The sequence below is a fragment of the Chthoniobacterales bacterium genome, from assembly GCA_035274845.1.
Taxonomy (GTDB): domain Bacteria; phylum Verrucomicrobiota; class Verrucomicrobiia; order Chthoniobacterales; family UBA10450; genus AV80.
In genome coordinates, this window is sequence record DATENU010000024.1 from 326973 (window position 1) to 350776 (window position 23804).

The 23804-nt window shown below is 59.0% G+C and carries 26 protein-coding genes; 14 read left to right on the forward strand and 12 right to left on the reverse strand.

What is annotated here, in order from left to right; genetic code table 11:
* Nucleotides 1-13 precede the first annotated feature (13 nt).
* Nucleotides 14-934, reverse strand: coding sequence for a hypothetical protein (locus tag VJU77_19360; GenBank protein HKP05517.1), 921 nt, complete (start codon nucleotides 932-934; stop codon nucleotides 14-16).
* Between the two features lie 184 nt (nucleotides 935-1118).
* On the opposite strand from VJU77_19360, the gene VJU77_19365 reads away from it, so the two are divergent.
* The 6 genes from VJU77_19365 (at nucleotide 1119) to VJU77_19390 (ending at nucleotide 6736) form a co-directional block, all read left to right on the forward strand.
* Nucleotides 1119-1913 carry a hypothetical protein gene (locus VJU77_19365; protein ID HKP05518.1) on the forward strand — a complete coding sequence of 265 codons (795 nt, stop codon included), beginning with the start codon at nucleotides 1119-1121 and terminating at the stop codon, nucleotides 1911-1913.
* Nucleotides 1914-1923: 10 nt separating this feature from the next.
* The gene (locus VJU77_19370) at nucleotides 1924-2394 is read left to right on the forward strand and encodes a hypothetical protein (GenBank protein HKP05519.1); all 471 of its coding nucleotides are present in this window, start codon (nucleotides 1924-1926) and stop codon (nucleotides 2392-2394) included.
* 2 nt (nucleotides 2395-2396) lie between these two features.
* Entirely contained in the window at nucleotides 2397-3254 is an 858-nt protein-coding gene (locus VJU77_19375) for a prepilin-type N-terminal cleavage/methylation domain-containing protein (GenBank protein HKP05520.1), read from the forward strand.
* Entirely contained in the window at nucleotides 3251-5386 is a 2136-nt protein-coding gene (locus VJU77_19380) for a hypothetical protein (GenBank protein ID HKP05521.1), read from the forward strand. Before VJU77_19375 ends, VJU77_19380 begins: the two co-directional genes overlap by 4 nt.
* 61 nt (nucleotides 5387-5447) lie before the next feature.
* Nucleotides 5448-6335: a hypothetical protein gene (locus tag VJU77_19385; GenBank protein ID HKP05522.1), complete on the forward strand. Its 888-nt coding sequence runs from the start codon at nucleotides 5448-5450 to the stop codon at nucleotides 6333-6335.
* Nucleotides 6332-6736: a hypothetical protein gene (locus VJU77_19390; protein ID HKP05523.1), complete on the forward strand. Its 405-nt coding sequence runs from the start codon at nucleotides 6332-6334 to the stop codon at nucleotides 6734-6736. The genes VJU77_19385 and VJU77_19390 overlap by 4 nt, the downstream gene beginning before the upstream one ends.
* Here the strand turns inward: VJU77_19390 and VJU77_19395 are convergent.
* A complete protein-coding gene (locus VJU77_19395) occupies nucleotides 6733-7647 on the reverse strand; it encodes a serine hydrolase (protein HKP05524.1) in 915 nt (304 codons plus the stop codon). The genes VJU77_19390 and VJU77_19395 overlap by 4 nt on opposite strands.
* 122 nt (nucleotides 7648-7769) lie before the next feature.
* On the opposite strand from VJU77_19395, the gene VJU77_19400 reads away from it, so the two are divergent.
* The gene (locus VJU77_19400; GenBank protein ID HKP05525.1) at nucleotides 7770-8357 is read left to right on the forward strand and encodes a hypothetical protein; all 588 of its coding nucleotides are present in this window, start codon (nucleotides 7770-7772) and stop codon (nucleotides 8355-8357) included.
* Between the two features lie 57 nt (nucleotides 8358-8414).
* On the opposite strand, the gene VJU77_19405 is transcribed toward VJU77_19400, so the two are convergent.
* Entirely contained in the window at nucleotides 8415-9170 is a 756-nt protein-coding gene (locus VJU77_19405) for a UvrB/UvrC motif-containing protein (GenBank protein ID HKP05526.1), read from the reverse strand.
* Nucleotides 9171-9386: 216 nt separating this feature from the next.
* Between VJU77_19405 and xerD the strand changes: the two genes are divergently transcribed.
* From xerD to rfbA, 7 genes are all read left to right on the forward strand, one after another.
* A complete protein-coding gene (gene xerD, locus VJU77_19410) occupies nucleotides 9387-10313 on the forward strand; it encodes a site-specific tyrosine recombinase XerD (GenBank protein HKP05527.1) in 927 nt (308 codons plus the stop codon).
* Nucleotides 10314-10386: 73 nt separating this feature from the next.
* Nucleotides 10387-12147: a hypothetical protein gene (locus VJU77_19415; protein ID HKP05528.1), complete on the forward strand. Its 1761-nt coding sequence runs from the start codon at nucleotides 10387-10389 to the stop codon at nucleotides 12145-12147.
* 105 nt (nucleotides 12148-12252) lie between these two features.
* Complete coding sequence (locus VJU77_19420) at nucleotides 12253-12621, forward strand: hypothetical protein (protein HKP05529.1); 369 nt, start codon at nucleotides 12253-12255, stop codon at nucleotides 12619-12621.
* A 14-nt stretch (nucleotides 12622-12635) separates the two neighbouring features.
* Complete coding sequence (gene ndhC / locus VJU77_19425) at nucleotides 12636-13034, forward strand: NADH-quinone oxidoreductase subunit A (protein HKP05530.1); 399 nt, start codon at nucleotides 12636-12638, stop codon at nucleotides 13032-13034.
* 61 nt (nucleotides 13035-13095) lie between these two features.
* Nucleotides 13096-13413 carry a Dabb family protein gene (locus tag VJU77_19430; GenBank protein HKP05531.1) on the forward strand — a complete coding sequence of 106 codons (318 nt, stop codon included), beginning with the start codon at nucleotides 13096-13098 and terminating at the stop codon, nucleotides 13411-13413.
* Between the two features lie 80 nt (nucleotides 13414-13493).
* Nucleotides 13494-15431, forward strand: coding sequence for a glycosyltransferase (locus VJU77_19435; protein ID HKP05532.1), 1938 nt, complete (start codon nucleotides 13494-13496; stop codon nucleotides 15429-15431).
* A 13-nt stretch (nucleotides 15432-15444) separates the two neighbouring features.
* Nucleotides 15445-16347, forward strand: coding sequence for a glucose-1-phosphate thymidylyltransferase RfbA (gene rfbA, locus VJU77_19440; GenBank protein HKP05533.1), 903 nt, complete (start codon nucleotides 15445-15447; stop codon nucleotides 16345-16347).
* Nucleotides 16348-16678: 331 nt separating this feature from the next.
* Here the strand turns inward: rfbA and VJU77_19445 are convergent, their stop codons facing one another.
* The 9 genes from VJU77_19445 to VJU77_19485 form a co-directional block, all read right to left on the reverse strand.
* Nucleotides 16679-18358: a hypothetical protein gene (locus tag VJU77_19445; GenBank protein ID HKP05534.1), complete on the reverse strand. Its 1680-nt coding sequence runs from the start codon at nucleotides 18356-18358 to the stop codon at nucleotides 16679-16681.
* Nucleotides 18359-18422: 64 nt separating this feature from the next.
* A complete protein-coding gene (locus tag VJU77_19450) occupies nucleotides 18423-19097 on the reverse strand; it encodes an SCO family protein (GenBank protein HKP05535.1) in 675 nt (224 codons plus the stop codon).
* Nucleotides 19094-20017, reverse strand: coding sequence for a heme o synthase (gene cyoE, locus VJU77_19455; protein ID HKP05536.1), 924 nt, complete (start codon nucleotides 20015-20017; stop codon nucleotides 19094-19096). The genes VJU77_19450 and cyoE overlap by 4 nt, the downstream gene beginning before the upstream one ends.
* Complete coding sequence (locus tag VJU77_19460) at nucleotides 20014-21132, reverse strand: COX15/CtaA family protein (GenBank protein HKP05537.1); 1119 nt, start codon at nucleotides 21130-21132, stop codon at nucleotides 20014-20016. Before VJU77_19460 ends, cyoE begins: the two co-directional genes overlap by 4 nt.
* Nucleotides 21133-21171: 39 nt before the next feature.
* Nucleotides 21172-22110, reverse strand: coding sequence for a hypothetical protein (locus VJU77_19465; protein HKP05538.1), 939 nt, complete (start codon nucleotides 22108-22110; stop codon nucleotides 21172-21174).
* Entirely contained in the window at nucleotides 22103-22363 is a 261-nt protein-coding gene (locus tag VJU77_19470; protein HKP05539.1) for a hypothetical protein, read from the reverse strand. Before VJU77_19470 ends, VJU77_19465 begins: the two co-directional genes overlap by 8 nt.
* Entirely contained in the window at nucleotides 22360-22569 is a 210-nt protein-coding gene (locus VJU77_19475; GenBank protein ID HKP05540.1) for a hypothetical protein, read from the reverse strand. Before VJU77_19475 ends, VJU77_19470 begins: the two co-directional genes overlap by 4 nt.
* A complete protein-coding gene (locus tag VJU77_19480) occupies nucleotides 22569-22922 on the reverse strand; it encodes a cytochrome C oxidase subunit IV family protein (GenBank protein ID HKP05541.1) in 354 nt (117 codons plus the stop codon). The genes VJU77_19475 and VJU77_19480 overlap by 1 nt, the downstream gene beginning before the upstream one ends.
* A 2-nt stretch (nucleotides 22923-22924) precedes the next feature.
* Nucleotides 22925-23800 carry a heme-copper oxidase subunit III gene (locus VJU77_19485; GenBank protein HKP05542.1) on the reverse strand — a complete coding sequence of 292 codons (876 nt, stop codon included), beginning with the start codon at nucleotides 23798-23800 and terminating at the stop codon, nucleotides 22925-22927.
* Nucleotides 23801-23804 lie beyond the last annotated feature (4 nt).

Below are 23804 nucleotides of genomic sequence, written 5' to 3' on the forward strand. Positions count from 1 at the left end.
CTTGTCGCGCGTCCTAGGCCCGGCTCTCGAGCCGGTAAACATCCTGCAAAGACTTGATGATCGCGCCGGGCCGCGCCAGGTACCACGTCACCGTGTAATCGAGCGACTGCTGCACCGCCTCGCGACCGGCCGCGTCGAACGGATTGCTGCACGCCACCATGATGGAGCGGCTGATCAAATCGAAAGGCAGAAAGAGCCGGCCCAAGGTCAAATTATCCGGTAGCATTCGCGGAATCTGCCGATCGACGTCGTAATATTCGATCGGGACAAAGGCGAATTTGGTCCGATCGATCAACCCGGAAATCGCCGCATCGAGCTTGTCCGTGTCCTGGCGGCAAATTTTGTCGAGCAACGATGCCCCGAGCGCCTGCCCGCTCAAATCTTTGTTCAGTTGTTTGACCGTCTCCAAGGCACTCGTCACCTCGTCCTCGCTGAAGAGCTGCTGCATCACCAAAAACTTGGCGAGATGGTCGTCCCCGCGATCCTGCAAATTCTGTCCGTGCCGGGCCTGCTGGAGATCGGTCAGCGCGCCTTCCTGGGAGCGAAGGTGGGTCAAACCGTTCACGCCATTGGTGGACACTGGGGCCGTGAGACCATTCTTGGAACCGCCCGTGGCGATCTGATGTCCGGCAGCCTGCAAGCGCGTCTCGATGTCGCCCAGCATGGCGAGAATCTCGGGTGCGTTAGGTTCCTTGAGCAGGATTACCTCGCATTCCTGCATCGCCAGCGTGTAGGAACCGGAATTGAAATAGGCTTCGGCCAGGCGCCGGGAAGTCTTGAGCGAGTCGGCAGTGCGCCCGACTTTTGAGTAAGCTTCTTTGAGGATTTCGAGCGATTGATAATCGTCAGGCTGTGTTTGAATTATGACTTCAAACATCTCGATCGTCTGAACGATCTGACTATGCTCCTCCTCGGATAAGGTGTGTTCCAGCACAACACCTTCATAAAAGCTAGAAGCATGCCCCCCATTCCGGTCGTGGCCCGCAAAAACCTTCTGCGGGTGCGATTTTTACCTGCTCCTACCGCGCTCGAGCCAGTGACAGCAGCGCACAATCCAACTCCTGTATTCCCATCCATTTACACTTCCATCCCAGCCCTCGGCTGGTTAAAGTTTAGGAATGGTCCCCCCAGACCGTGAGCCGGCCGCTTTCACCCTGATCGAGCTGATCGTCGTCATCGGAATTATCGTTCTGTTGACCGTGCTGGCCGTTCCGGCCTTTACGAATCTTGGAAGTTCAGGCGACCTCACCAAGGCAGCGGACTTGATCGCGGGAACCTTGGCCCAGGCGCGCACGCACGCGATAGCAAACAATACCTACACGTGGGTTGGTTTTTACGAGGAAGCCGCGGGCACACCCGCGGCGACTAACGAAACCCCGCCCTACCCGGGAAAAGGCCGGCTGATTCTCGCTGTGGTCGCCTCCAGGGACGGCACGTCCGATTGTGAAGATCCAGCGTCAACCTCCGGAAACCGCATTCCCTTGCTCGCCAACAAGATCACCCAGGTCGGCAAGCTGGGGAAGATCGAAGGCGTGCACCTGACTGACATTGGCGCGCCCGTCCCCGGCGCCACCCCGATCGTTGACGCGAATTCGATCGATGCGCGACCAGACTTTCCTTACACCAACAACGCTCCGGCCTTCGATTACCAAAACAGAATTAGCAGCGACGACACCCATAGCCCCGAAAATCAATCGATCTATCCGTTCGTAGCGCAGGGCTACACTTTTCATAAAACGGTCCGTTTCACACCCCGGGGCGAAGCCCAGATCAATGGGACCTACAACCTGCGTCGCGTCGTGGAGATCGGGTTGCGACCGACTCATGGCAAGGTGGTCGACCTCAACAATCCCAACGTAATCGCGATTCAATTCAGCGGCGTCGGCGGGAATTTTAGGATCTATCGGCGCTGATCTTCCGCCCGTGAAACGCAACGCTTTTTCACTTGTTGAAGTAACCCTCGCCCTGGGTGTCGCTGGGATTTCGTTGCTGACAATCTTCGCCCTCCTTCCAGTGGGCGTGAGAACGAACCAGCTCGCCATCGAACAAACCGCGTCGACTGACATCTTGTCCGCAGTTGCAGCCGACTTGCGGGCGACCCCGGTAACCACGCCTCGTGGCCGCGCCGCCGTTTCGCCACTTTTCGCGATAGGACTTCCAGCCAATCCGGTGGCGGCCTTAACGATGACAACTTTGTTCTTCACGGCGCAGGGACAATCCTCCGTCAGCCTCCAGACAGATTCGCGCTACCGCGTGACCATCACGCTCTTGCCAAACGGGGCTGGCGCTCGGACCGCAACGTTTGTCGATCTCAAGGCGACCTGGCCGGCGTCTGCCTCCATCCCCGACGCATCGGGCGCAGCGGAAATGTTCATTGCGCTGGACAGGAATTAGCGATGACCAAACGCTCCCCGGCTTTCACTCTCACCGAACTTCTTGTCTCGATCACGATCCTCGCCGTCCTCGTCCTGGTGATCAGCCGGCTGTTGGTCAGCGCCAGCAACATCACCATCTCTGGAAACAAACGGATGGATGCCGACGGACAGGTGCGACCCTTGTTCGAAAGATTCGCCGTCGACTTCGCCCAAATGATCAAACGGCCTGACGCGGACTTTTTCGGCAAAGGCACGGGAGCTCCCAACTCTGTCGGCGGGGCGATGCCGGGCAACGATCAGTTCGCCTTTTACAGCACCGTTCCGGGGTACCACGCCTCGGGCGTCTCGCCAAGTCCGGTATCGCTCGTGGCCTACAGGATCTCGACAAACAAGCTGGAGCGAATGGCCAAGGCGTTGTGGTGGAACGGTGCCTCGCCCTCGGGTTTTCCGATTGTATTCCTCCCATTGACGATTGCCGGCAACTGGACCGCCGCGACAAATGCCAATTCGGATCCCGATTATGAGCTGATTGGTCCATATGTGTTTCGTTTCGAATATCATTACATCCTGAAGAATGGCGCGTTGTCGGTGACGCCTTGGGATACCGCCGCGGGACATGGCAGCGTGGGCGGACTGCAGGATGTGGCGGCAATATCGATTTCCATTGGAACGCTCGATCCGAAAAGCCGGCAACTGATTACAGAGGAAGGGCTCGAGGCGCTTGCCCGAACGATGAACGATTTTTCCGCGGCGATGCAACCGGGCGATTTGCTCGCCCAATGGCAAAGCGCGCTGAACGGCGCCAACGGCCTGCCGCGCCCTTCCCTGGCGGCGGTTCGGTTGTACGAGCGCACTTTTCTGTTAACGCCGGCGCCATGATTCAGCGTCCCGAGCGTTTGCCCTGCCGGCGCCGGAACGGCGGAGTCGCGCTTGTCATTGTCCTGGCTTTTGTCGTCCTGCTGACGCTTTCCGTTGTGGCTTACTTAACGCGCACCAGCATTGCCAGGCCCATTGCGCAGGGCGATTTCCACGACGCCAAATCCGACCAGCTTGCCCGCGGCGCAATGGACCTGATCGTGGCTGATCTTAGACAGGAGATTCTCGATGGCTCGACGGCGTCGACCGTGGGCGCCTCCACCATCTACCTGCCGTCAAGCAATGCGAACATCTCACCGATGCGCAGCGGTTGCCCTGATGGAAACCCCGACCCAATTCCAAACCTCGTCCGACGCAGTGTCCGGATGGATTCCATCGCGGCACCCGGCGTCGCGAGCCGCGCCTCCGCGGTAAATTCGGCGACCGACATTTCACCGAACGGGCGCTCGATCAGCAACGCGCGGTGGAACAAGCATTACCTGATTCCGCGCGACCCAGCTTTGTACGGCGGAGCCAATGCCAACAAGGTGGGCACGGATCCCACACCGCAGTTTTCGGCGCCGGATTGGGTTTTCGTAACTTCCGACGGACCGACGGCAATTGGCGCACCATCAAACTCCACGATGGGCCGGTATGCGTTCGCGATTTATAACGAAGGCGGTCTCCTCGACATAAACGTCGCCGGTTACCCGCAATCGGCCGCGGTCGCGCAATCTGGTCCGAAAGGCCTTCTTGCATTTGCCGATTTGCGGCAGGTTTTCGGAACTACCACTTCCGCGAGAAACCAAATCGACAATCTGGTTGGCTGGCGAAACTACGCCTCGGGGCAGGCGAACGGAACATTCCCAAATCTGACCTGCTCGGCGACGAGCTTTTTCAATTTCATAATCAAGCCGGCCAACGATTTCCTGACGACCAGCTCGGTTCAATGGAGCTCAAGATCCGACCAGGCAATTGTCAGCCGGCAGGAACTCATTGATTTGCGAAGTGCCACTGGTTTCACCCAGTCGGCACTTCATAGTCTCGGGACATTTTCGCGCGTCCTGGATTATCCGACGTGGGGTAACGCGGCGACGACGCGCGTCACTTCACCGTTTGCTCGACGGTCCGACGGGAGGTTCGCTCAACCGGGCGAGCCGCTTTTCCGGCGTTTTCCCCTTACCCATCTCGGCTGGCTGGGTCCAACCGGCATTTTGGCGCCCGGCGATGCTGCCAGTGTAAAACGCGATTTCGGATTAGTCTGGAACACAGATCATTGGGATTATTGGGGCGCCACCGGCTCGACCATCGCGTCATTGATTCCGCCGATTACCGGCAGTTCGGAGCCGGACTTTTTCCAAGTCCTGACTTTTGCCAACCCAAGCGCCTCCATTGCCGAAGCGCTTTCCGTCGGAGCGTCGTTGATCGATCGCTGGGATTCCGACAACGCGACGACGTGGATTGAGTACGCAAACCCCAGTGGCGGACCGAATCTCAAGGCCTGGGGAATGGAAGCGGCCAACCCGCCGACTCCATCGGCCGCGCCCACTCCGGCGACTGGATATGTAGCGATGAATCGGCCGCTCAGGAATGTCGGCGAATTTGGATACGCCTACAAAAACGCTACCACGACGCTGAACTTTTTCAGCGCGACCAGCCCAGACGCGGCCGTGCTCGACCTCTTCGGGTACTCCGATGTTCTCAAGCGGGCCGGCGCAGTTGACCTGAATACGCGAAATGCCGCCGTGCTCGCTGCGCTGATATCGGGAGTCTACGAAAACGGCACCACGCCGTTTCCTTTTTCCACGTCGCGGCCGATGGATCTGGGAGCCGCCATTGTCAACGTCACCACAATCCAGCCGGCCAGAAGCCGGCAGGACCTGGCCCGCATCACGGCCGACACCGGAGTTCTTGCCTCTCTCGGGAGCACCGAGGAAAAGAAAGAGGTTGTCTCTCGCGCGCTCGCTGAATTGTGCCAAACGCGCGTTTGGACTTTGATGATCGACGTGGTCGCACAATCCGGCCATTACCCGCCTAACGCCACCAACCTCACTCAATTCGTGGTCCAAGGAGAAAAGCGATACTGGCTGCACGTCGCGATCGATCGCTTCTCCGGCGAAGTGATCGATCGGCAGCTCGAGGCGGTTTACGAATAGCCGGGATAAAAAGATCGCCAAGCGCGCTTCATCCCGCATCCTCTCCATTGTCCCCACGACAATGAACTGGCCGGGCATTTATCTCACCGCAATTGTGACGACCGCGGTAGCCGCCGCGATTTTCGGACACGTGATCTACAGGCTCGGATCGCCGGCCAATCCACGTCTCTTGTGGTTGGCGTTCGGCATTGCCCTGCCCCTTCAGCCCCTCGCCTTTCTCATCGTTCGTTCGCCGATCGATCATTGGCTGGTTGCTCAGCTCGGTTCCACTTCTCCAATCTATCAATGGATTAGCTCGCTCTATGCGCCGCTGACTGAGGAACCGGCTAAACTTCTCCCCTTGCTCGTCCCCGCGATTTACCGCGACATTCGCTCCACGAACTTTGCGCGTTACGCGCTCGCCATCGGCCTTGGCTTCGCCATTGGCGAGATGTGGTTCCTCGCCTATCTCGTCGCGCAGATGCCGGTCTACGCCCATCTGCCTTTCTACCAATTCGGCGGCTATTTCGGCGAGCGCCTCATGGTGTGCGTGTTTCATAGCGCCTTTGTCGCGGTGGCGCTTTGGCGTCTGCGAAATCGATTCCTCCTCGGCTTCGCGGGGGCTGTGGCCCTTCATTGGCTCGGCAACTTTCCGATTCTCCTTCTGGCTTGGAACGTCGGTGGTTTGGGCCAGGCCACGTGGGGCATAATCATTCAGAGCTGGCTCGTGTTCTATTTTATCGGGGCCTTGGCGTTGCTCTCCTATTTCACCTTCGGCCGGATTGCTCTCGGCCGGATATTTTATGGACGCAGGCGTTGCCCCGAGTGCCAGCAGGACTACGATGCTCCGCTCTTCTTCGCGATTAATTTTGGCCGCACCCGTTATGAACGTTGTCCTCACTGCCGGCGTTGGCATTGGACCACCGGCTCTGTCACAGAAAAGGTTTCCGCTACTTCCGAGGGAGAATGATCTCTGAACAAAGCGTTGGCCGGCTACGCGTAGCTGCCTTGATCGTTATGGCGGTGAGTGTCGCGATCTCCATTGGGTTGTTTCTGCGCGCCGGGCAACGGACGCCCAGGCTGTTGCTGCTGGGAATGGCGTTCTGGGTTCTTTCTCCCTTTGCAATTCTCGCCTGGCTCAATCTGCTTTCGAAGCAGTGGTCGATCGTTACCCGGATCACGCTCTGTTGCGTGACCATAGCGATCGCGTTGGGAACATTCGCCGTTTACGGCGATGACGCTTTGGGACATCGCAGAGCGCAGGCTGCTTTCGTTTACGTCATCGTCCCTCCGGCGTCGTGGCTGATGATAACAGTGACGATTCCCGCCGCCGCGCTGATCGCTCGCCGTCGAGCTCGCCGCGGAGCCTAATCGTGATTCAATTCGGCGATCAAATGCTTCCCGATCGCCGGCAGCAAAGTTTTATCGTCTGCGGCGCCGCGGGTAAGAATGACAGCAATTAATTTGCGGCCGCCGGGCAGCTCGATGTAGGCCGCATCGTGACGGACTTCGCTCGTGTCGCCTTCTTTCGACCAGAGCCGCGAGCCGGGCGGGAGCGATTCGCCCATGAACTCCTTCACCTGGTTTTCCGTGGGACGCGGCGGATCGAGCGGACGTTCCAGCAAGGCAAGCATCGCTTTGCTCGCCTCCGGAGAGACCGCGCGCTGGCGCACGATCCAGAGGAGAAGGGAGGCCATGGAGTTCGCGCTGGCCCGGTTCCGGTTAATTTTGTTCTCGCCCATGATCTGCATGTCGCGCCCGAACGGACCGAAACTCCAGGGTTTGAGAAAGACGCTGACGTCGTAACCGAGCGAGGCGAAATACCGGTTTAGCTTCCGCCGGCGCTCGAGAAAATCTTCGAGCGCCTTGCCGCTTAGCTCGGAGCCGCTCGCCGTGTCCGTCAGGACATCGACAAGAAATGCCGCGGCATCGTTATCGGAGACCCGAATCATTTCCCCCAGGGCGCGCTCGATCTCGGGAGTGAGATGACCCTCATGGAAGGTTTCGACCATGAAGAAGAGCTTCACGAGCGAGGCGGGATAAAACGGGGCGTCGCCATGGTAATCGGCGCGGAGCAGAGTTTCCGGTTTGGTTACATCGATAACGCTGAATGCGAGATTGTCCGCGGCAAGGCGCGGGAAGTCCTTCAGCGAAGTTTCCGCGGCCCGCGTGAGTTTCGCGCTGAGCTCGGCATCAACCGGAACCGCCTTGAACTCGCGAAAGTCGGCCCGCGCGATGGCGGGCGCGAGGAGGAGAAGCGCTGCGAAGAAGAGGCGTGGCATCAGCTCTTGGTTATCGACCACTCTAGGTCCGGAAACCAACCTAAATCACCTGCGCACCACCGGGACCGGCGAGTTTTCATCTCGCTCCCGCCTCCGGAAGACACTATGAGTGCTGCCTTCAAATGAGATTAGTGCGGCTAGTGTTGGTTTCCTGCATTGCGGTTCTTTCTTCTACTTGCGGAAGAAAACCAGAAAAAACGGAACGCGTTCACTGGACGGTGACAGTTGGCGTGCAAAGTCGTGAACAGCTCGTCGACCGTTTAAGAAAGTCGACGCTCTCCGAGCAAAATGAAGATGAAAGTTTCATCCTCCTCGTTAAAGACTCTCCAGACTTCAAAATCAGTCCAACCAAGGAAGAGCTGGATTTGGTGGTCGTGACCGCGGAAGAGCTAAAATTACCGACCGCCCTCTGGGAACCGCTGATCCCCTTCGACGAGTTCAAAGCCAAGGTCGCGGAGGCTGGATACAAATTCTGTCCTCATGACGCCGTTGCTCTGCTCCTGCTCTCGCTTCAAAAACATGAGCCTTTGGACTTTGCCTACGTCGCCACGGAACGGATCATGGGCATGCGGGAGAAGTTGCCCGTAAGACGGTCTTTAGTTCCGGTGGTCTTCACCTATCTAGGCATACCGTACGTCGTGATGCGACCCCTTGATCTGGTAAAGCATGCGCCCCGCCGCTACATCGTGGTTCAACCTCGAAGGCCCTAAGCTCGTCGCGATGCCGCAGCGCGGCGTGGCTACCCTCGCCGAGGCCGGCTTCCGGTCCTACTTGGCCGGCTGCGTTTGCAGAAGCTTGATCGCGTCCCGCAATTCGGCGGCGCGTTCGTAAAGCTCGCTCGCGATGGCCACTTCCATCTCGCGCTGCATGATCTCGAGTTTAGAGAGCGGGCGTTTGGAGCTTACTTCCTCGAGCCATTCTTCCAGGAACGCGAGCTCGGAGCTTTTGGCGGCCAGCTCGGGGAAGCTGGACTGCTGGAAGAAATCCTGGATAGCGTCGCGACCGGTCTCGATCTCGCGCATGGCCTCCGCGAATTTGCCGTCGCCGAGCAGAATCGAAGCCTTGGCCCGCGTGTTCATCATGAGCACATAGGGCCGAAATTGCTGGAAACTCCAGATCATCTCGTCGCGATCGGCATGCTCGGCGACGAAGGCAAAGAGGTCGAGGTTGCGCTGAGTGTCGCGGATTACCCCGGGGAAATCGTTGATCTGAAAAAGGCTGAGATACCGGTGATAATATTGAATGCCTTCCTGCTGCAGGTCGTTGCATTGTTCCGGATTGAGCTCGTAGGTCTCGCCCCGCCCTTCGGCCCGCTCGGCCCGGCGTTGATGGTAAACGAGCAGGGACTCGCAATTATGCGGCCGTTGCCCATCGGGCCGGCCGGCCACCTCCATCTGGAGGACCCCGAGATCAATCCGCAGTTGCAGTTTCTCCCGCCCATCGAGGCCGATAATCTTGCGCACTTTGATCGCACCGGTTTCGTGCGGCCAATCCTTGAGCAACGAATTAAGATCAAGACTCATTATGTGAATAACGTTCGGAACTGACTCTCTCTTTGTCAATTACAGGAAAGTTACAGGGGAAATCAGTGACATGTGACGAGTGACGCGTGACGTGTTGCGGAATTGCTGCCACGTTTTTAAGACGCACACGGCTCCCCCGCTATTCAACGATAGTGCACATGCGTTGAGGTGTATTTGCTTGTCACTCGTCAGATTCAAGCGCCTCGCAGATTTCGCTTGTCACACGTCACACGTCACTCGTCACTTTCCTTCGTGGAACAGGAGATCGATTCGTTTATCCGCTTTCTGGCCACGGAACGCGGTCTCTCGGACAATTACCAGCTCTCGACCCGCCGCTCCCTCACCGAGTTTGCGGAATGGTGTTCCTCGGCGAAAAAAATCAGCGCCGCCCGCGAAGTCACCCAGCCTTTGCTCAGCGAATACCTGGCAACGGAGAAACGACGCGGGCTGGCCGCGGCCTCGATCAAGTTGAGGGTCGTGGCCCTGAAAATCTTCTTCCGCTTTCTAACCGGCAAAGGCGTCCTCGAACGCGATCCGACAGACACGCTGACCCTGCCACGGATAGAGCGCTATCTGCCGGATACGCTAAACGAGCTCCAGGTCGAGCGCCTGATTGAGAGCATTGACACCCGGCATCCCCTCGGCCTGCGCGACCGGGCGATGGTGGAGCTGCTTTACGCGAGCGGGCTGCGCATCTCGGAACTGGCCAATGCGCGCCTGGAAAACCTCAGTTTCGACGAGCGAATTCTGCGCGTCACGGGCAAGGGAAACAAGATGCGGATCGTTCCAGTGGGAAGAAAAGCCTGCGAAGCGCTGGCTTCGTATCTTTCAACGGAGCGCCCGAAGCTCGTGAAACGCCGCACCGGCAGTGAAATTTTTCTCTCCAGCCGCGGCACCAAACTGACGACGACGCGTATTTGGCAGATCGTGAAAGCACGCGCCAAACATTCGGGCCTGGAGACGAATATTTATCCCCACCTCCTACGGCACAGTTTTGCGACGCATCTGCTGAGCAACGGCGCCGACCTGAGAATTATCCAGGAAATGCTCGGTCATGCTGACATTTCAACGACGCAGGTTTATACGCACGTGGACCAACAACGCCTGAAAGCCGTGCACCGGAAATTCCATCCCAGAGCGTAGCCGGGCTCTCCAAGCCCCCCGGGGCCCGGAAAAATTCGCGACAGCGGAAGTCCGCCGCTACAATGCAGGCCTCATGAAGCGATTTCAGCTGGTGGTCCTGGCAGCTGCCATTGCGGCCGCCGCGATCTGGTACGTTTTTTACCGTTCCCAGCACACCTCGAGCGTGGCCGTTACCTCGCTCTTGCCGAAGGAGACACTCGCTTTCGTTCACGTCCCGGATTTCAACCGGTCACGCCAGGACTGGCACCGGACCGATATCTACCAGCTCTGGATGGAACCGGCCGTCCAGGATTTCCTTTCGAAGCCGCGTTCGAAGATTTCGCGGCCGGCGAACGTCGGACAGACCATCGAGGAAATCGAAACGCTCGAAATCAAAGATGCGTTCATTGCCCTGGTCTCGATCGAGTATTCAGCGTGGAAAATCGTAGGCGGATTTCGATGTAAAGACGGTGCGGACGCGGACAAGATCGTCGCCAGCTGGCGCGCGAAATTACTTGGCGATGCGTCCGACCTGAAACAGGAAACTGTCGAATATCAGGGGCGCCAGATCCAGACCGCCAAGGCGGGCCTTTGGAACCTCTCCACGGTCCGGGCTGCCAATTGGATCTTTTTCGGGAATGACCTCGAGCACCTGAAACCGCTGCTCGATCGTGCGGATGGACGCCAGAAGGATCCTAAAACCGCGCTCTTAGCGGACGATTCTTTCCTCACCACTTCGAAACATATGCCGTCAAGTTACGCGGCCCTGGGCTACGGACGCGTCGATCAAATCTTTGAGAAGCTGGCGCCTGCCGATCGCCTGGCGTCGCTCCGCCAGATTCGGAATTTTTGCGCGACTACGACCTTCGACGGCGGCAAGATTCGCGATAAGCTTTTTGTCGGGACGCCCAAGCTCGCCGACACGGGCCATTTGACCCGAGCGTCGCTCTCCCTGGGAACTGCAGACACGTTTCTGTATGCGGCGAGCGTCTTTAACCTGACAAAAGAGATGGAGCTCAGTCCGCAGGCGGCGGGAATGGGCTGGCTCGGGCACTTGCAGCAAATCACGAGCGCGCTTTCCGCAAACGGCATCGGGCTCGACGAATGGAAGGCCGCCTTTGGCTCGGAGCTCGGCTTGATCGGCGATTGGCCGGCGAATTCGCAGTGGCCCGCGCTCTTTCTCACGCTGCCGGTGAAAGATTTAGCGAAGGCCAACAAGATCGTGACTACGATCACGTCGAAAGCTTCAGATGGCGATGCTTGGAGCCACCAGGAGAAGGAAGGGGCTCATTATTTTTCCAGGATGTCAGGCGGACAACTCTTTTCCTTGTCGCCGACGATTGGGATTTCGAACCGAATCCTGGTAGCAGGCATGGACACCGGCTCGGTGGAAGCAGCGATGAAGCGAACGGCGGCGGGAAACTCCGGCCTGACGGCTTCAAAAAAGTTCCAGGACGCAGAGCAAACCTTGCCCCGGCCCGAGCAGGCGTCCGGCTATTTGGATCCGGCGCTGATGTACGCACGCTTTGACGCAAGATTACGGCCGGTGCTGGTGATGGGCGCGGCATTCATGCCGGGGATCGCGGACAACGTGGACCTAAGCAAACTGCCCGACCCGGAGATCATCATGAGACATCTTAGCCCGCTCGCGATGTCGCAAAGATACGAACACGATGGATATGAGGCGGAATCGATCGGCCCGGTGCCGCTTTACCCAACCATTTTGGGAGCAGTCATCTCGTGGACTGGGTTTTACCGCGGGCTGGAACTCGGCGCGCGGCCTTCACCATCGCTCCTGAAACCCGCTTCCCCGCCGCCAGCCTCCGCTACCGCTTCCCCAGAGGATTCACCTTAGCGATTTGTTCGCCAAAAATAGGCGTAACCGCCTTATTTTAAGGAACTAACGACTAAAATAGAATTCTGCTGCGGAATAAGGAAAACATGATATCATTTGCGCCTTATGGCTATTCTCAAGAAAAACGCATTCTCACGTCGAGTTCCCGATCTCGTGACCGAGGAACTGGTCGCGGTGCTTTCACGACGTGCATCTTTCGAGTTCAAGCAACTCTTTGATATCGTGCACGAAAATCTTCGTGCCCGGAATGCGGCCAGCGGCGGCGAAGAAATGTTGCGCCTCCGTGCTTACGAAAAGCTTCAGAATCTGGTAGCTCGCGGTGCGGTTAGAAAAACCGGAAAGAAATATAAAGGCCTCCCGGCCGCGCTCGCCCAGGCGATTGCGCCGCAGAATGGACACATTCCGGCCGCAGCTGCCGCCGCCGCCAGCGCCCGGACCGCCGCTCTCGCGCGGGCCGCCGCCGCCGCCAAATAGCGCTCCGGCGCTCGATGCGCTACTGTCCCGAGGGGACCAGTATGCTTCGTGATTATTTTCCACTTCTTCTCCAAATCGGAGTCGCGATTGGATTTGCCGTCTCCGCGTTAGTTGTAAGCGTCCTTCTCGGCAAAGCCGGGCGCCGCACCCGCGTCAAGGATACCGCCTACGAGTGCGGAATGGTGCCCCAAGGAGAAACGCAGCCGCGTTTCAGCGTGAAGTTTTACCTGGTCGCGATGCTCTTTATCCTTTTCGACCTCGAGATCGTGTTCATGTATCCGTGGGCGGTCGTTTACCGGGAGTTGATCGCCGAGAGCAAACTGATCCTTTGGAGCATGTTGAGCTTTATCAGCATCCTTATGGTAGGATTTGTTTACGCGCTCAAGAAGGGTGCGTTAGACTGGAAAAAGTAGTAAAAAATCGGTCCGGATTACAGCTTGCCTGCCGAGCCTTCCCGACTAAACGTAACCCCCCATGGTGCACCACATCGTCTTATTCAAACTCAAGCCCGAGGTCACTCCCGCCCGCATCGAAGAGATGATGATGAACACCCGCATGCAGCTGCTCAAGATCCCCGAGGTCCTGAGCATCAAATGCGGCAAACGGATCGACCCGGACCTGCCCTGGCCGTTTTTTATCGCGATCGATTTCGAGTCGATGGACAAATTCGAGATCTTCCGGGAAGACCCCATCCAGGTGAAGTTCATGGAGGAAGTGATCAAGCCGAACACGGCCGATTCGCTCGCCCTCGACTTTGAGATGGACCCCGGCAAAGACGTCCGGTTTTCGTAAATGCAGGGGCGGCTGTCTCAGCCGCAGCCCGCTACTTCAATCGTTTTGCGCGTGGCGACACGCGCCACTACACTGGCGCGATGCGGCTCGGCTACCTCTATTCGCGCTACCCGGTGCTTTCCCAGACGTTCTGCGACATGGAGATGCTCGCGCTCGAGCGGCTGGGATTTCCCCTCGTGATCGGCTCAATCCACCCGCCGCTGACCAGTATTCGCCATCCCCACGCCAGGAGACTGAAGACTCCCGTGCAATATGCCCCGCCCCCTCCGATTCTCCGCCTTTGGGAAGACAAAATGCGGACCGCGAAGCGCTGGCCTGCAGCCCTCATCGAAGCGCACGAGCGAAAGTACGGAAGCGCGGTCAAGGCGGCGACCCGGGCCCGAAACGCCAGCTATTTCGCGGAATTCTTTACCCGCCAGCGGGTCGACCATTTTCATGTCCATTTCGCCAATCGCGCGGCGCACACAGCGTTGTTTGTGAAGGCGATGACGAATATCCCTTTCAGCGTCACCGCCCACGGCCAGGATTTCATGGCCGATCTCGGCAACGATGACCTCCTCCGCGAAATCTGCGATGAAGCCGAGTTCGTCGCCGTGGAAACTGAATACAGCCGGGGCTTAATGGCCGCGCGCTGCCCGAACGCCGCCGGCAAGATCCATCGTGTTTATAATGGAATGGACCTGACCAATTTCCTCGATGCCAGCGCCACCCCCCCAAACGCCGGGCCGATGCGGATTCTGAGCGTCGGGAGGCTGGTCTCGTTCAAGGGGTTCGAATACCTGATTGAAGCTTGCGAGCAACTGCGGCAACGCAGCATCCAGTTCCACTGCGAAATCATCGGGGACGGGCCGCTCCGAAAAAACCTGCAAAAGCAGATCGACGATCTGCGCCTGGGCGCCTTTATCACCCTGGCCGGCGCCCTGCCCCAGGATTGTGTCCTCGAAAAACTTAAGGAATGCGACATTTTCGCTCTCGCCTCGACCACGGACGAAAAAGGTGCGAGCGACGTCTTTCCGACGGTGATCCTGGAGGCGATGGCCTCTGGGCGCCCGGTCATTTCTACGACCCTGGCCGGCATCCCGGAGTCCGTGGTCGACAAGGAAACGGGCTTCCTCGTTCCAGCGGGAGAAAGCGGACTCTTCGCCGACGCGTTGGAAACGCTTTGCCGCGACGCGGAATTGCGGACGCGTTACGGGGCTGCCGGTCGCGCTCGGGTTGAACAGAATTTCCAGGTGGAAATAACCGTCCGTCCGCTGGTGGCGTTACTCGGGAAAAATGGGACCGAAGCTCAGCCGAACAAATCTGCGGGCGCGAATGAGGCTGGAAGCGCAAGTCCCGGCCGGATTGCCTACCTGATCGATCAGTGGCCGGATGACGGGTTACCCGCGCTCGAAACGGAACTGCACGAAGTCCGGGAACGAACATCCAATGTCACTGCCTTCGTTTGCGAATTTCGAGCCGATCGCCGGCTGAGCGGGCCCGCCAAACAGCTCGCGCTAGATCTGGAATTCTTACCGGACGCCATGGCAATCGAGGCGGAATGGCAGGCAAATCGCGAGCTCGTCCTCGCCCTGGAGGACGACCGCGCGAATGAATCTCACCGGGCGCCCGTCGACCTTTTTTTGCGCCAGGCCCGGTTTGCCCTCACTTTGCGGCGCATGTTTGCCCAGCAAAAAATTTGTCACGTCCACGCCACCAGCGCTGGCGCGCTGATTTGCGGCGTGCTCCTGAAGAAAATGCTCGGCGTTTCCTTGAGCGCCGCGATCGAAGCAAAACCGCCCCTCTCCCGCGAGGTCATCGAAGCCTCGCTCGGTCACGCCGTGGGGGGGCGGATCGCCGACCGAAAGCTGAGCGAACACCTGGGTCCCCCCTTCTTTTTCGATCGCGCCGCGTCGAACCAGCCCTGGGTTCGCGGTCTCCGATGGTTGAAACCGGTCAGCAGGATCGATTTGACTCGGCCGGCCAGTTTTTGGCAGGAATGGGTGAATCGGCTCGATCATTGGAGCGCCGGCGCGTGACGCTTCCTTCGCCATGAACAAAAAAGCCATTCTTCTCGCAGGCGGCGCCGGCACCCGGCTCTATCCGCTCACCAAAATCGTCTGCAAACAACTGCTCCCGGTTTACGACAAGCCGATGATCTGTTATCCGCTCGCGACCTTGATGCTCGGCGGATTACGCGAAGTCCTGATCATCTCCACGCCAAAGGATTTGCCGATGCTCGAGGATTTCCTCGGCGACGGTTCCCGGCTCGGAATCCGGATCGAATACGCGGCGCAGCCGAAACCGGAAGGAATCGCCCAGGCGTTTTTGATCGGCGCGGATTTTCTGGGCGGTTCGGGCGCCTCCCTGATTCTCGGCGACAATATCTTTTACGGAAACCTCGACTTCTATCGCGATGCGCTCACCATCGATCGCGGCGCGTGCATTTTCGGGTATCAGGTGCGCGATCCGGAGCGTTACGGCGTGGTGGAATTCGGACCGGACGGCCGCGCGCTCAGTCTCGAAGAAAAGCCAAAGCGCCCAAAGAGCAATTTCGCGATCCCGGGCCTATATGTTTACGACGCCCGGGTGGTCGAGTTCTGCCGGGCGCTCCGCCCGTCGGCTCGAAACGAATTGGAAATCACGGACTTGAACCTGGTTTATCTCAAGCTAAACGAATTGCACGTTAAGCCCCTCGGCCGCGGCATGGCCTGGCTCGACACCGGGACGCAGACGAGTTTACTCGAAGCGGGAAATTACATTGCGACCATCGAGCATCGGCAGGGACTGAAAATTGCCTGCCTGGAGGAGGTCGCGTTCCGGATGAACTTTATCGACCAGGCCCAATTGATGCAAATCATCGACGGTCTGCCGAAAGGCGAATACCGCGAGTATCTCCGACTCGTTTGCGACGAGGGGCCCAGCGCACAACATCCCGAACCGGCCGGAGCATAGGCTTTCAGTCTGTATTCCTTTATTGGGTGCTCGCGCACAAGATGGTTAGTGTCGGCCCGCAGTTGTGTTACGCCGTCTTCGTGTAACCGCGGATCATGGCACCGCGGTCGTACCCAAAGCAACAGGCGGCATGGAGCGGATGCGCGTCGGTGCTTTCCCCGGGATGTCTCTTTCGTCATGGAATGGACTGGCCCGGCTATGGCACTAGGGGGATCTGGCAATCGCTGATTGCCCGAACCACCCTCGGGCGTCGGGGAACTTCACGAACCGCAGTTAAGCAAGTCTTACAAACTGCTGGCAGAGAGCATACCGCCCCAAACCGTGCTTCCTACTAGAGCTGGCTCCCCATCGCCATGTAGTTCACGTCGGTATCGCGGCTGAGGATCAGCCTGCGCCGCTGGGCGTTGTACCGCTTCTCCAGCTCTGCCCTTATAGATGTATACCAATCGGGCGGCGAACTCCGCGGCCAATTCGGCGGAAGGTCCGGGACCCAGGCCGTGCGCGGATTATTGGGAAAGGTAATCGACCCGGAATGGTGCACGTAAACAACACCGCGTTGCCACACGCGAACCTTGTTTGAATGGATACGACCACGCATCTCGATGTCCCAGGCACGCGCTTCATCCTCGCCCGGGCGCCGGCCGACCCGGCCGACCCAAACTCCGGTCAAAGGTTCGCGGCTGAACGGGCGCGCGAACGTCTGGGGCTCACCCGCGCCGGCGAGCTTGAGGCCGAATCTTTCGTTCAGGTAGTCTGACCCCGTCTGCGGCGGCGGTTTGCCGGCCACCAAGGAGTTCCACTCCGCCGTCCAAATGACCCGCCAGTTCTTCAGCTCGCGAGCTGACCCACCAGTGGTGGGAGTCGAGTAGACGAAGGCCACAGCGGCCCTCTCGGCCTCCCCCGGGGAAGTGCTCCAGCCTTGCGGGTCCGGTTCACGCCAGTTTGTCGACTCGGGGCCGAACGACCCTCCGAGCACGAACAACATGCTCCTGCCCTGGGTCGTGCCGGTGGGATTCGGGCCGCGGTCGACTAGCACGCCCTGCGGGATGGGCTCCGGAAGTGCCACCCGCTGCGTTTGGATCGAGCCGAGCCTGGGCCCCTCCTCGTTGAAGAATTCTGCGTTGACGGCTCTGATGTCCTCCACCGGGTCCCTGTTGGCCACCTTCCACTCGGCCCTTTGGGTCGCTGCCAGCGCCTGGTACTGCTCGAGGTAGTCGTAAAATCTGCGCAATGCCAACGAGTGCTCGGAGCTCAGGTAGCGGTTGTTGTTGAGGAGCAGGCGGCCGTAGGCGTCTACCAACGTCTCCTTCCCCATTTTCCCGTCCAGATGGCGGGTCATGTTGGCGAGGTTGGTCCCTGCGCTGGTGGTGTTCAGCAACTGCACGAAGCGCTGCTTCCTCTGCTCCAGACAATCCTTCGCCTTCTCGATCTCCTCTGGTGTAGCGGCCCCGGACATGACCCTAGCCAGGTTCTCAGCGGCGCGCGCGAGCCCCCGCATGCCGTCGCGGTTGATCGAGTCGACGTTGTTCCTGTAGAGCTCGAAGTCCAACATCTCACGGTTGAACGCGGTCTGATCGACACGTTGTCTGAGCTCGTTGAGGGTGTCCTGCAGGGCGACCAGCCTACCGTCTATCTGGGTCAATTGCGCGGAGATGGCCCGCAGTTGCTCGGCGGTGGGGTCGGCTTGGGCGAGCCCGAGCCGGTTCATGACGAAGGAGAACGCTTGGTTGCCGATGCGGCTCTTGGCGGCGTCCCAAAACGCTTGGACCAGGTCCATCGCCGGGTTGGCGGCGGCGGCGGCGAACTGGGCCTCGGCGGTCCCGGCCGGGGGGCAGATCTTGTCGGTGTCGCTGGCGTGGGCGAGTCCCGCACCGGCGATCAGGCCTAAACTGCATGCACCGATTACCGTCGCGGCGACGACCGCCCTCTTTCGGAACACGGCCCCGCCACCCTGCGCGGCGTCGGCGCGGACCAGGTCCTGGTGCTCATCAACGGCGTCGGGGAGCTTCACGAGCCGGAGTTAAACAAGTCTTACAATCTGTTGGCAAGACCCTTTATTTTTTCGGGACAAGGGCCTAGGGCCTTTGTTCCGCTGGTTGCTCGCGCAGCAGATGGTGCGTGTCGGCGACGAGTTTCGTGACGCCGTCGGCCGCGAGTGCATCGTAATAGCCGCGGATCGTTCCGCGTCGATCCACCAGGACGAAGCGGGTGCTGTGCACGGGACCTGACCCGGGCTCTTCGCCGGCGGCGATCGCGAGCTTAAATCCATCACGCGACAGCGAAGTAATTGCGTCCAACGGGCCTGTCAGAAAATCCCAGCGGAACGGCTCTTTCCGCAGTTTGTCGGCGTAGGCGCGTAAAACCTCTGGAGTGTCTTTCTCCGGGTCAACAGTGAATGAGACGAGATGAACGTCGCTTTTCGCCAGAGGTTTTTGGAGCTCGCTCATTCGAGTGCTGATAATCGGACATGGGCCCGGGCACTTCGTGAAAATGAAATCCGCGATCCAGATTTTTCCGGTCAATTGCTCCGAACCAAACGGCTGGTTCTCCTGATTGGTCAGTTCGAATTTTGGAATGTCGCCATATGCCGGGAGCGGGCGGTTCGAGAGTTGATTGACCTGAACCTGCCGCAGCCAGAAGAGCGCCCCGGCCGTCACCAAAGGAATCAGGATCAGGGTGGCTTTCCAGGCCGTACTCCTTCCTGTCGTCACCGGAGATCGCACCGGCAGAGTAGCAGTCTCAGCCTTCATAGTTTGGTGAGGACCAGCGCGGCCAGGAGCAGAGGCAAATAGATGATTGAGGTAAGGAAAAGCCGGCGCGCGTCGGCGACCTTTTGGGTTCGGAGAAACTGCATTGCGGCAAAGATGAACAATCCATTCAAGACGAGCTCGGCCACCAGGTAGGTCGAGCTGACCACCTTCAGAAACGCCGGAATTCCGGAAATGAAAAGCAGGAGGAAACAAAACAACACGCTCTGGCTGGCGCTGCGGTTGCCGCTGTCGTCGTTCTTCGAGATCATTTCAAATCCAGCGCGGGCATAATCCTCCCGGTACATCCAGGCGATCGCGAAAAAGTGCGGCAATTGCCAGAAGAACAGGATCGCGAAGAGACTCCAGGCGCCGGGGTCGAGCCGGCCGCTCGCCGCCGCCCAGCCGACTACCGGAGGAAGCGCTCCCGGAATTGCGCCCACGAGAGTGTTGAACGTCGTAACCCGCTTGAGCGGAGTGTAGGCGAAAATGTAAATAACGACTGTAGCTGCCGCCAGGATGGCACTAACCCGGTTGCACAGGATCGCGAGATAAATCACGCCGCCGAGAGAAAGGAGACATCCCAGGATGAGCGCATCGCGCGCCTGCATTCGGCCGGCGGGGATTGGTCGCGTTTTCGTGCGGTGCATGAGCGCGTCGAGCCGGCGTTCCCACCATTGGTTGAGCGCGGCAGCGCCGGCCGCGGCAAGGGCAGTCCCAAAGACCGCGTGGAAAAGACCGGCCGGATTAATCGGACCCGCCGCCCCGAGGTAATAACCCACTGCGGTCGTCAGCAGGACCAGCAGGGTCAGGCGCGCCTTGACCAACTCCGAAAAATCAGACAGCAGCCGGCGGCGCGACCCGTCGCGGGCGGACCCAACCGGGTCGACTTCCGAGTCCGCGGGAATGGCGACGGTCTTCATGAGGCTGCAATCTCCATCGGAACGGGATAGTTGCGAGCGGAGGTCATCCGTTGGTCGCCCCGCCGGAGGCGCAGGCAGATCGTTGAGATGGCAACTCCAAGAGCAAACATGGTCGCGCCGACAGCTACATGCGCGGTGGCGATATCGGCCGCCTTGTTGCTCCAGATGACCCACGCCCCAAGAGTGATCTGCCCGCAAAGAAGCAGAAACCAGAGATCGGTTAATCGGGAAAGCAGCCCTGCGTTTTCTCCACTTTTCCGCGCCGCAAACAGCGAGGCGATGACGCCGGCCGCGATCGCCAAGGCTAAGGCCCGGTGAGCCATATGGAGCCAGATTTGGCCGGGCGTCACATCCGATAGGGCACGGGCATCGCGCCAGGTATTAATTTTCGCGATCCGAGCAGGCGACGTATCAGGAAAAATGGCGCCATAGGCGAGTGGAAAATCCAGGATCGATAAATCGCGATGTTGATGGCGCATGGTCGCGCCGAGGCCGAGCTGCACGTAAATCAGAAGCGTAGTGGCCACGGAGATGCGCGCCAACATTCTGGTAGGGACGCCGCGGTGCGGCGTCCGCCGATTGTCCTCCAACGTTCCATCGACTGCACGGACGGCGCCGCGCGCCGTCCCTGCCATTTGCCGCCAGAGCCGCGAGGTTGCGAGGACAATAACGATCAGCATCCCGAAATAGGCCTGGGCCAGACAGGCGTGGAAGACCCCGATCTCATCCTTCAACAAAGTCACACGTAACCCGCCGAGGATGCCTTGCAAAATGACAGCGCCAAGCGCGGCGAAGCCGAGGTTCCGGACCCAGCGGCGGCCGTCTTTCCTCCAAATCCAGAGCGCGAGGATAATCGTGAGGAAGCCAACCGTGGAAGCAATGAGGCGATGGGTATGCTCGAAGAAAATTCCTCCAACCCATCTTGAGACCGGAAAGAGAAACATGTTGTAGCCGAACGTCGTCGGCCAATCAGGCACGGCGAGGCCCACGCCTTTGCTCGTGACCATTCCTCCGCTGCAAATGAGAAGGAGCGTGGCGATGGCCGTCAACCAGGCGAAGCGATGCAGCCATTTGGAGCCGCGATCCGGTATCGTGGCCGAGGAGCTAGACGACATTGAACCAATCTGGCCGGGATCATCGATCCCGGCTACAAATCAATGATGTTCGTGGGCGCTGGGGCTGGGATTCGGCGCAGCCGGCGGCTCGCCGGGCTTGGCGTCAGGCGCACCACTTGGGTTCGTCGTCTTGGGGCCACCCGGCGGTGCTATGGTGCCGGGAGTTGGTCCGACAGGTGGTTCGCCGGGCGGACGTTCGGCCGGAGGCGGAGCGGATTGGCTTCCCGAAAGCTCCACTCGTTCCTTCATCCAAGCCTGATAATCCTCCGGACTGTCCACGACCAGCATCCCTTTCATGCTGTAATGACCCAGGCCGCAAAGCTGCCCGCAGACGACTTCGAAGCTGCCCTTCTTGATCGGCTTAAACCACATTGGAATAATCTGGCCGGGGATCGCGTCCTGGGCCGAGCGCATGTTGGGCAGCGCGAAATTATGGATTACGTCTTTCGAGGAGAGTTCGATAATGACCGGTCGATCCACGGGCACGTGCAGCTCTCCCAGCACCACGATGTCGTCCTTGGACGCGGCGTCCGCCGAATCGAGGCCGAGAGGATTCGAATTTGTCACCAATCCGATATCTCGGCGGCCAAACTGGCCGTCCGGCCCGGGTAAATGGAAATTCCAATTGAATTGCTGGCCCACGGCATGGACGACGATGGCATCTTTGTCTTCCGGAAATTGGTTTACCCGCTTGGCCCAAAGCGGGATGGCGAACCCAACGAGCAACACCGCCTCGATGAGGACCACCGCGAATTCCAAGTGAGTGGAGATGCCGCTCTTAACCCCCTCGTGATCGGCAACCGAGTGACGGCCTTTGCGGAAACGCACCAGGACATAAACAAAGAAAGCCGACCAACCGACAAAGAGCGCGCCCATGAACCAATGGCTGAACTCGATGATGTGATCGATCTGAAAACCGTGCTCCGAGGCATTGGGCGGCATCCCGATGAGCTCATTGATGAGGGCGAGACTATTCATACGGCTTCAAGTCCTCGTCAGTCAGTTGTTGATGGGGCTCGAGGGGAGTGTTCGCGTGCCGCCAAAGATGAAAACTGAACGCGCCCACGCCTCCCATGACCGACATAATGACCCCCATTAGCACCCAGACCGCGACGGCCATGTGCTCCCCTGTTTTCCCCTCCCGCGCCGCGTAACAAACCGAACAGGCCAGTGCCTGGCCCACGGAAGTGCCCAGGAAAAGACAAACGGCAATGATGATTCGCCCCTTCATGTGATGATGCGCAGCCGTTTCATTTTTTTCCAAAACCAAATCCCATAGACAACCAGGGCGGCCGCCGCCACGAACGCGACGATCGCGCCGACGCGGAACGCGGGCGAGCCATGGATCGAATCGACCCAGAGACACCAGGCGCCGGTCCCCAGCGCCAGCAGGGTCGAGAAAGTAATGAAAACGATATGAAAGCCTTTAAGCGACATTAGCGAGTGACCGGATCGTACCAGGCGAGATAAGTCAGGAAGAAAAGTCCGAGCACGAAAAACGCGGTGAAGATGAGGATGCGGTAGATGAGCTTCTTTTCGTTCGACAAGTGCATGAAGATCGCGGCGACGAGCCCGGCCTTAAACGTCGCGACAGCCATGGCCACGGTGACGTTCATCTTCTGGGTCCCAAAATCGACATAGGAAAGCCAGACGGTGATGGCCGTGAACGTGACCAGGATCAGCCCGATGAGCAGGTACTTGCGGACGTGCTTGGCAACGTTGTGGCCGGCGTGTTCGTCCGGCGCGGCGTGCGGATCGACCGCGATCGTATCGTGATGAGATTCGTCCATGGTTAGAGCAGGTAGAAAAGCGGGAAAACAAAGATCCAGACCAGGTCGACGAAGTGCCAGAACAAGCCGGCGACTTCGACGCGATTGGCGAGATGCTCGGGATTTCGCCGATAAATCCGCGTGCTTGCCGGCAGCATCATGTAGCAAAACACCAGGACACCACCGAGCACGTGCGCGCCGTGCAGCCCGGTGATCGTGAAATAGGTGGCAAAAAAGGTGTTGTGCTTCGGCACAAACGTGGTGGCCATCTCCACGTCCTCTTTCGCGATTTCCGCTATTTTTTCCGAACGCGCCAACGGCCAGAAATGCGGACGATCGCTCTGCGGATCGGTCGGCGCGGCGTTTATCTGGTCGAGCTGAATTTCGTATTCGTGGATGTTGGCGTCTTCCGCAGCCTTTTCGTTGTGAAGGTGGCCGGTGATCTCGCGGCGCGGCGCCAAACCCTTTTCCTTCGCGTGGTGGTTGCCGAGGTACTCCTCGTATTTCTCCAGACGATCTTCGCGAATCCTGACGCCGAAATGTTTGAACTTGTCGGGCCATTCATAAGCCAGCTTCACCACGAGGAAGATCACACCGCAAAGGATCGTGATCGCCATGTAGATCCTGTATCTCGCGAACTGCCGCATCTTCAGCGCCGCCCACGCCAAAACCACCGTGACCGACGACGCGATCAGGATCGCCGTGTTCATCGTCCCGACCGGAACATTCAAAAGGCCGTGCGGCCAATCGCCGGGTGAAGCGTCGAGCCGGAGAAAAACGTAAGCGGAAAACAATCCGCCGAAGAGCATCACTTCCGAGGCGAGAAAGAGCCAAATCCCAACCTTGGCGTTCCAAAGGCCGGTATCAGGCCGGGCCGTAACTGTGTAAGGAATTTCCATGAGC

Bases quoted from the DNA above. Each gene is read 5' to 3' on its own strand.
- VJU77_19365 (HKP05518.1), top strand. From the start codon at position 1,119: ATGGTCCCCCCAGACCGTGAGCCGGCCGCTTTCACCCTGATCGAGCTG.
- VJU77_19375 (HKP05520.1), top strand. From the start codon at position 2,397: ATGACCAAACGCTCCCCGGCTTTCACTCTCACCGAACTTCTTGTCTCG.
- VJU77_19380 (HKP05521.1), top strand. From the start codon at position 3,251: ATGATTCAGCGTCCCGAGCGTTTGCCCTGCCGGCGCCGGAACGGCGGA.
- VJU77_19385 (HKP05522.1), top strand. From the start codon at position 5,448: ATGAACTGGCCGGGCATTTATCTCACCGCAATTGTGACGACCGCGGTA.
- VJU77_19390 (HKP05523.1), top strand. From the start codon at position 6,332: ATGATCTCTGAACAAAGCGTTGGCCGGCTACGCGTAGCTGCCTTGATC.
- VJU77_19395 (HKP05524.1), bottom strand. From the start codon at position 7,647: ATGCCACGCCTCTTCTTCGCAGCGCTTCTCCTCCTCGCGCCCGCCATC.
- VJU77_19400 (HKP05525.1), top strand. From the start codon at position 7,770: ATGAGATTAGTGCGGCTAGTGTTGGTTTCCTGCATTGCGGTTCTTTCT.
- VJU77_19405 (HKP05526.1), bottom strand. From the start codon at position 9,170: ATGAGTCTTGATCTTAATTCGTTGCTCAAGGATTGGCCGCACGAAACC.
- VJU77_19415 (HKP05528.1), top strand. From the start codon at position 10,387: ATGAAGCGATTTCAGCTGGTGGTCCTGGCAGCTGCCATTGCGGCCGCC.
- VJU77_19420 (HKP05529.1), top strand. From the start codon at position 12,253: ATGGCTATTCTCAAGAAAAACGCATTCTCACGTCGAGTTCCCGATCTC.
- ndhC (HKP05530.1), top strand. From the start codon at position 12,636: ATGCGCTACTGTCCCGAGGGGACCAGTATGCTTCGTGATTATTTTCCA.
- VJU77_19430 (HKP05531.1), top strand. From the start codon at position 13,096: ATGGTGCACCACATCGTCTTATTCAAACTCAAGCCCGAGGTCACTCCC.
- VJU77_19435 (HKP05532.1), top strand. From the start codon at position 13,494: ATGCGGCTCGGCTACCTCTATTCGCGCTACCCGGTGCTTTCCCAGACG.
- rfbA (HKP05533.1), top strand. From the start codon at position 15,445: ATGAACAAAAAAGCCATTCTTCTCGCAGGCGGCGCCGGCACCCGGCTC.
- VJU77_19450 (HKP05535.1), bottom strand. From the start codon at position 19,097: ATGAAGGCTGAGACTGCTACTCTGCCGGTGCGATCTCCGGTGACGACA.
- cyoE (HKP05536.1), bottom strand. From the start codon at position 20,017: ATGAAGACCGTCGCCATTCCCGCGGACTCGGAAGTCGACCCGGTTGGG.
- VJU77_19460 (HKP05537.1), bottom strand. From the start codon at position 21,132: ATGTCGTCTAGCTCCTCGGCCACGATACCGGATCGCGGCTCCAAATGG.
- VJU77_19465 (HKP05538.1), bottom strand. From the start codon at position 22,110: ATGAATAGTCTCGCCCTCATCAATGAGCTCATCGGGATGCCGCCCAAT.
- VJU77_19470 (HKP05539.1), bottom strand. From the start codon at position 22,363: ATGAAGGGGCGAATCATCATTGCCGTTTGTCTTTTCCTGGGCACTTCC.
- VJU77_19475 (HKP05540.1), bottom strand. From the start codon at position 22,569: ATGTCGCTTAAAGGCTTTCATATCGTTTTCATTACTTTCTCGACCCTG.
- VJU77_19480 (HKP05541.1), bottom strand. From the start codon at position 22,922: ATGGACGAATCTCATCACGATACGATCGCGGTCGATCCGCACGCCGCG.
- VJU77_19485 (HKP05542.1), bottom strand. From the start codon at position 23,800: ATGGAAATTCCTTACACAGTTACGGCCCGGCCTGATACCGGCCTTTGG.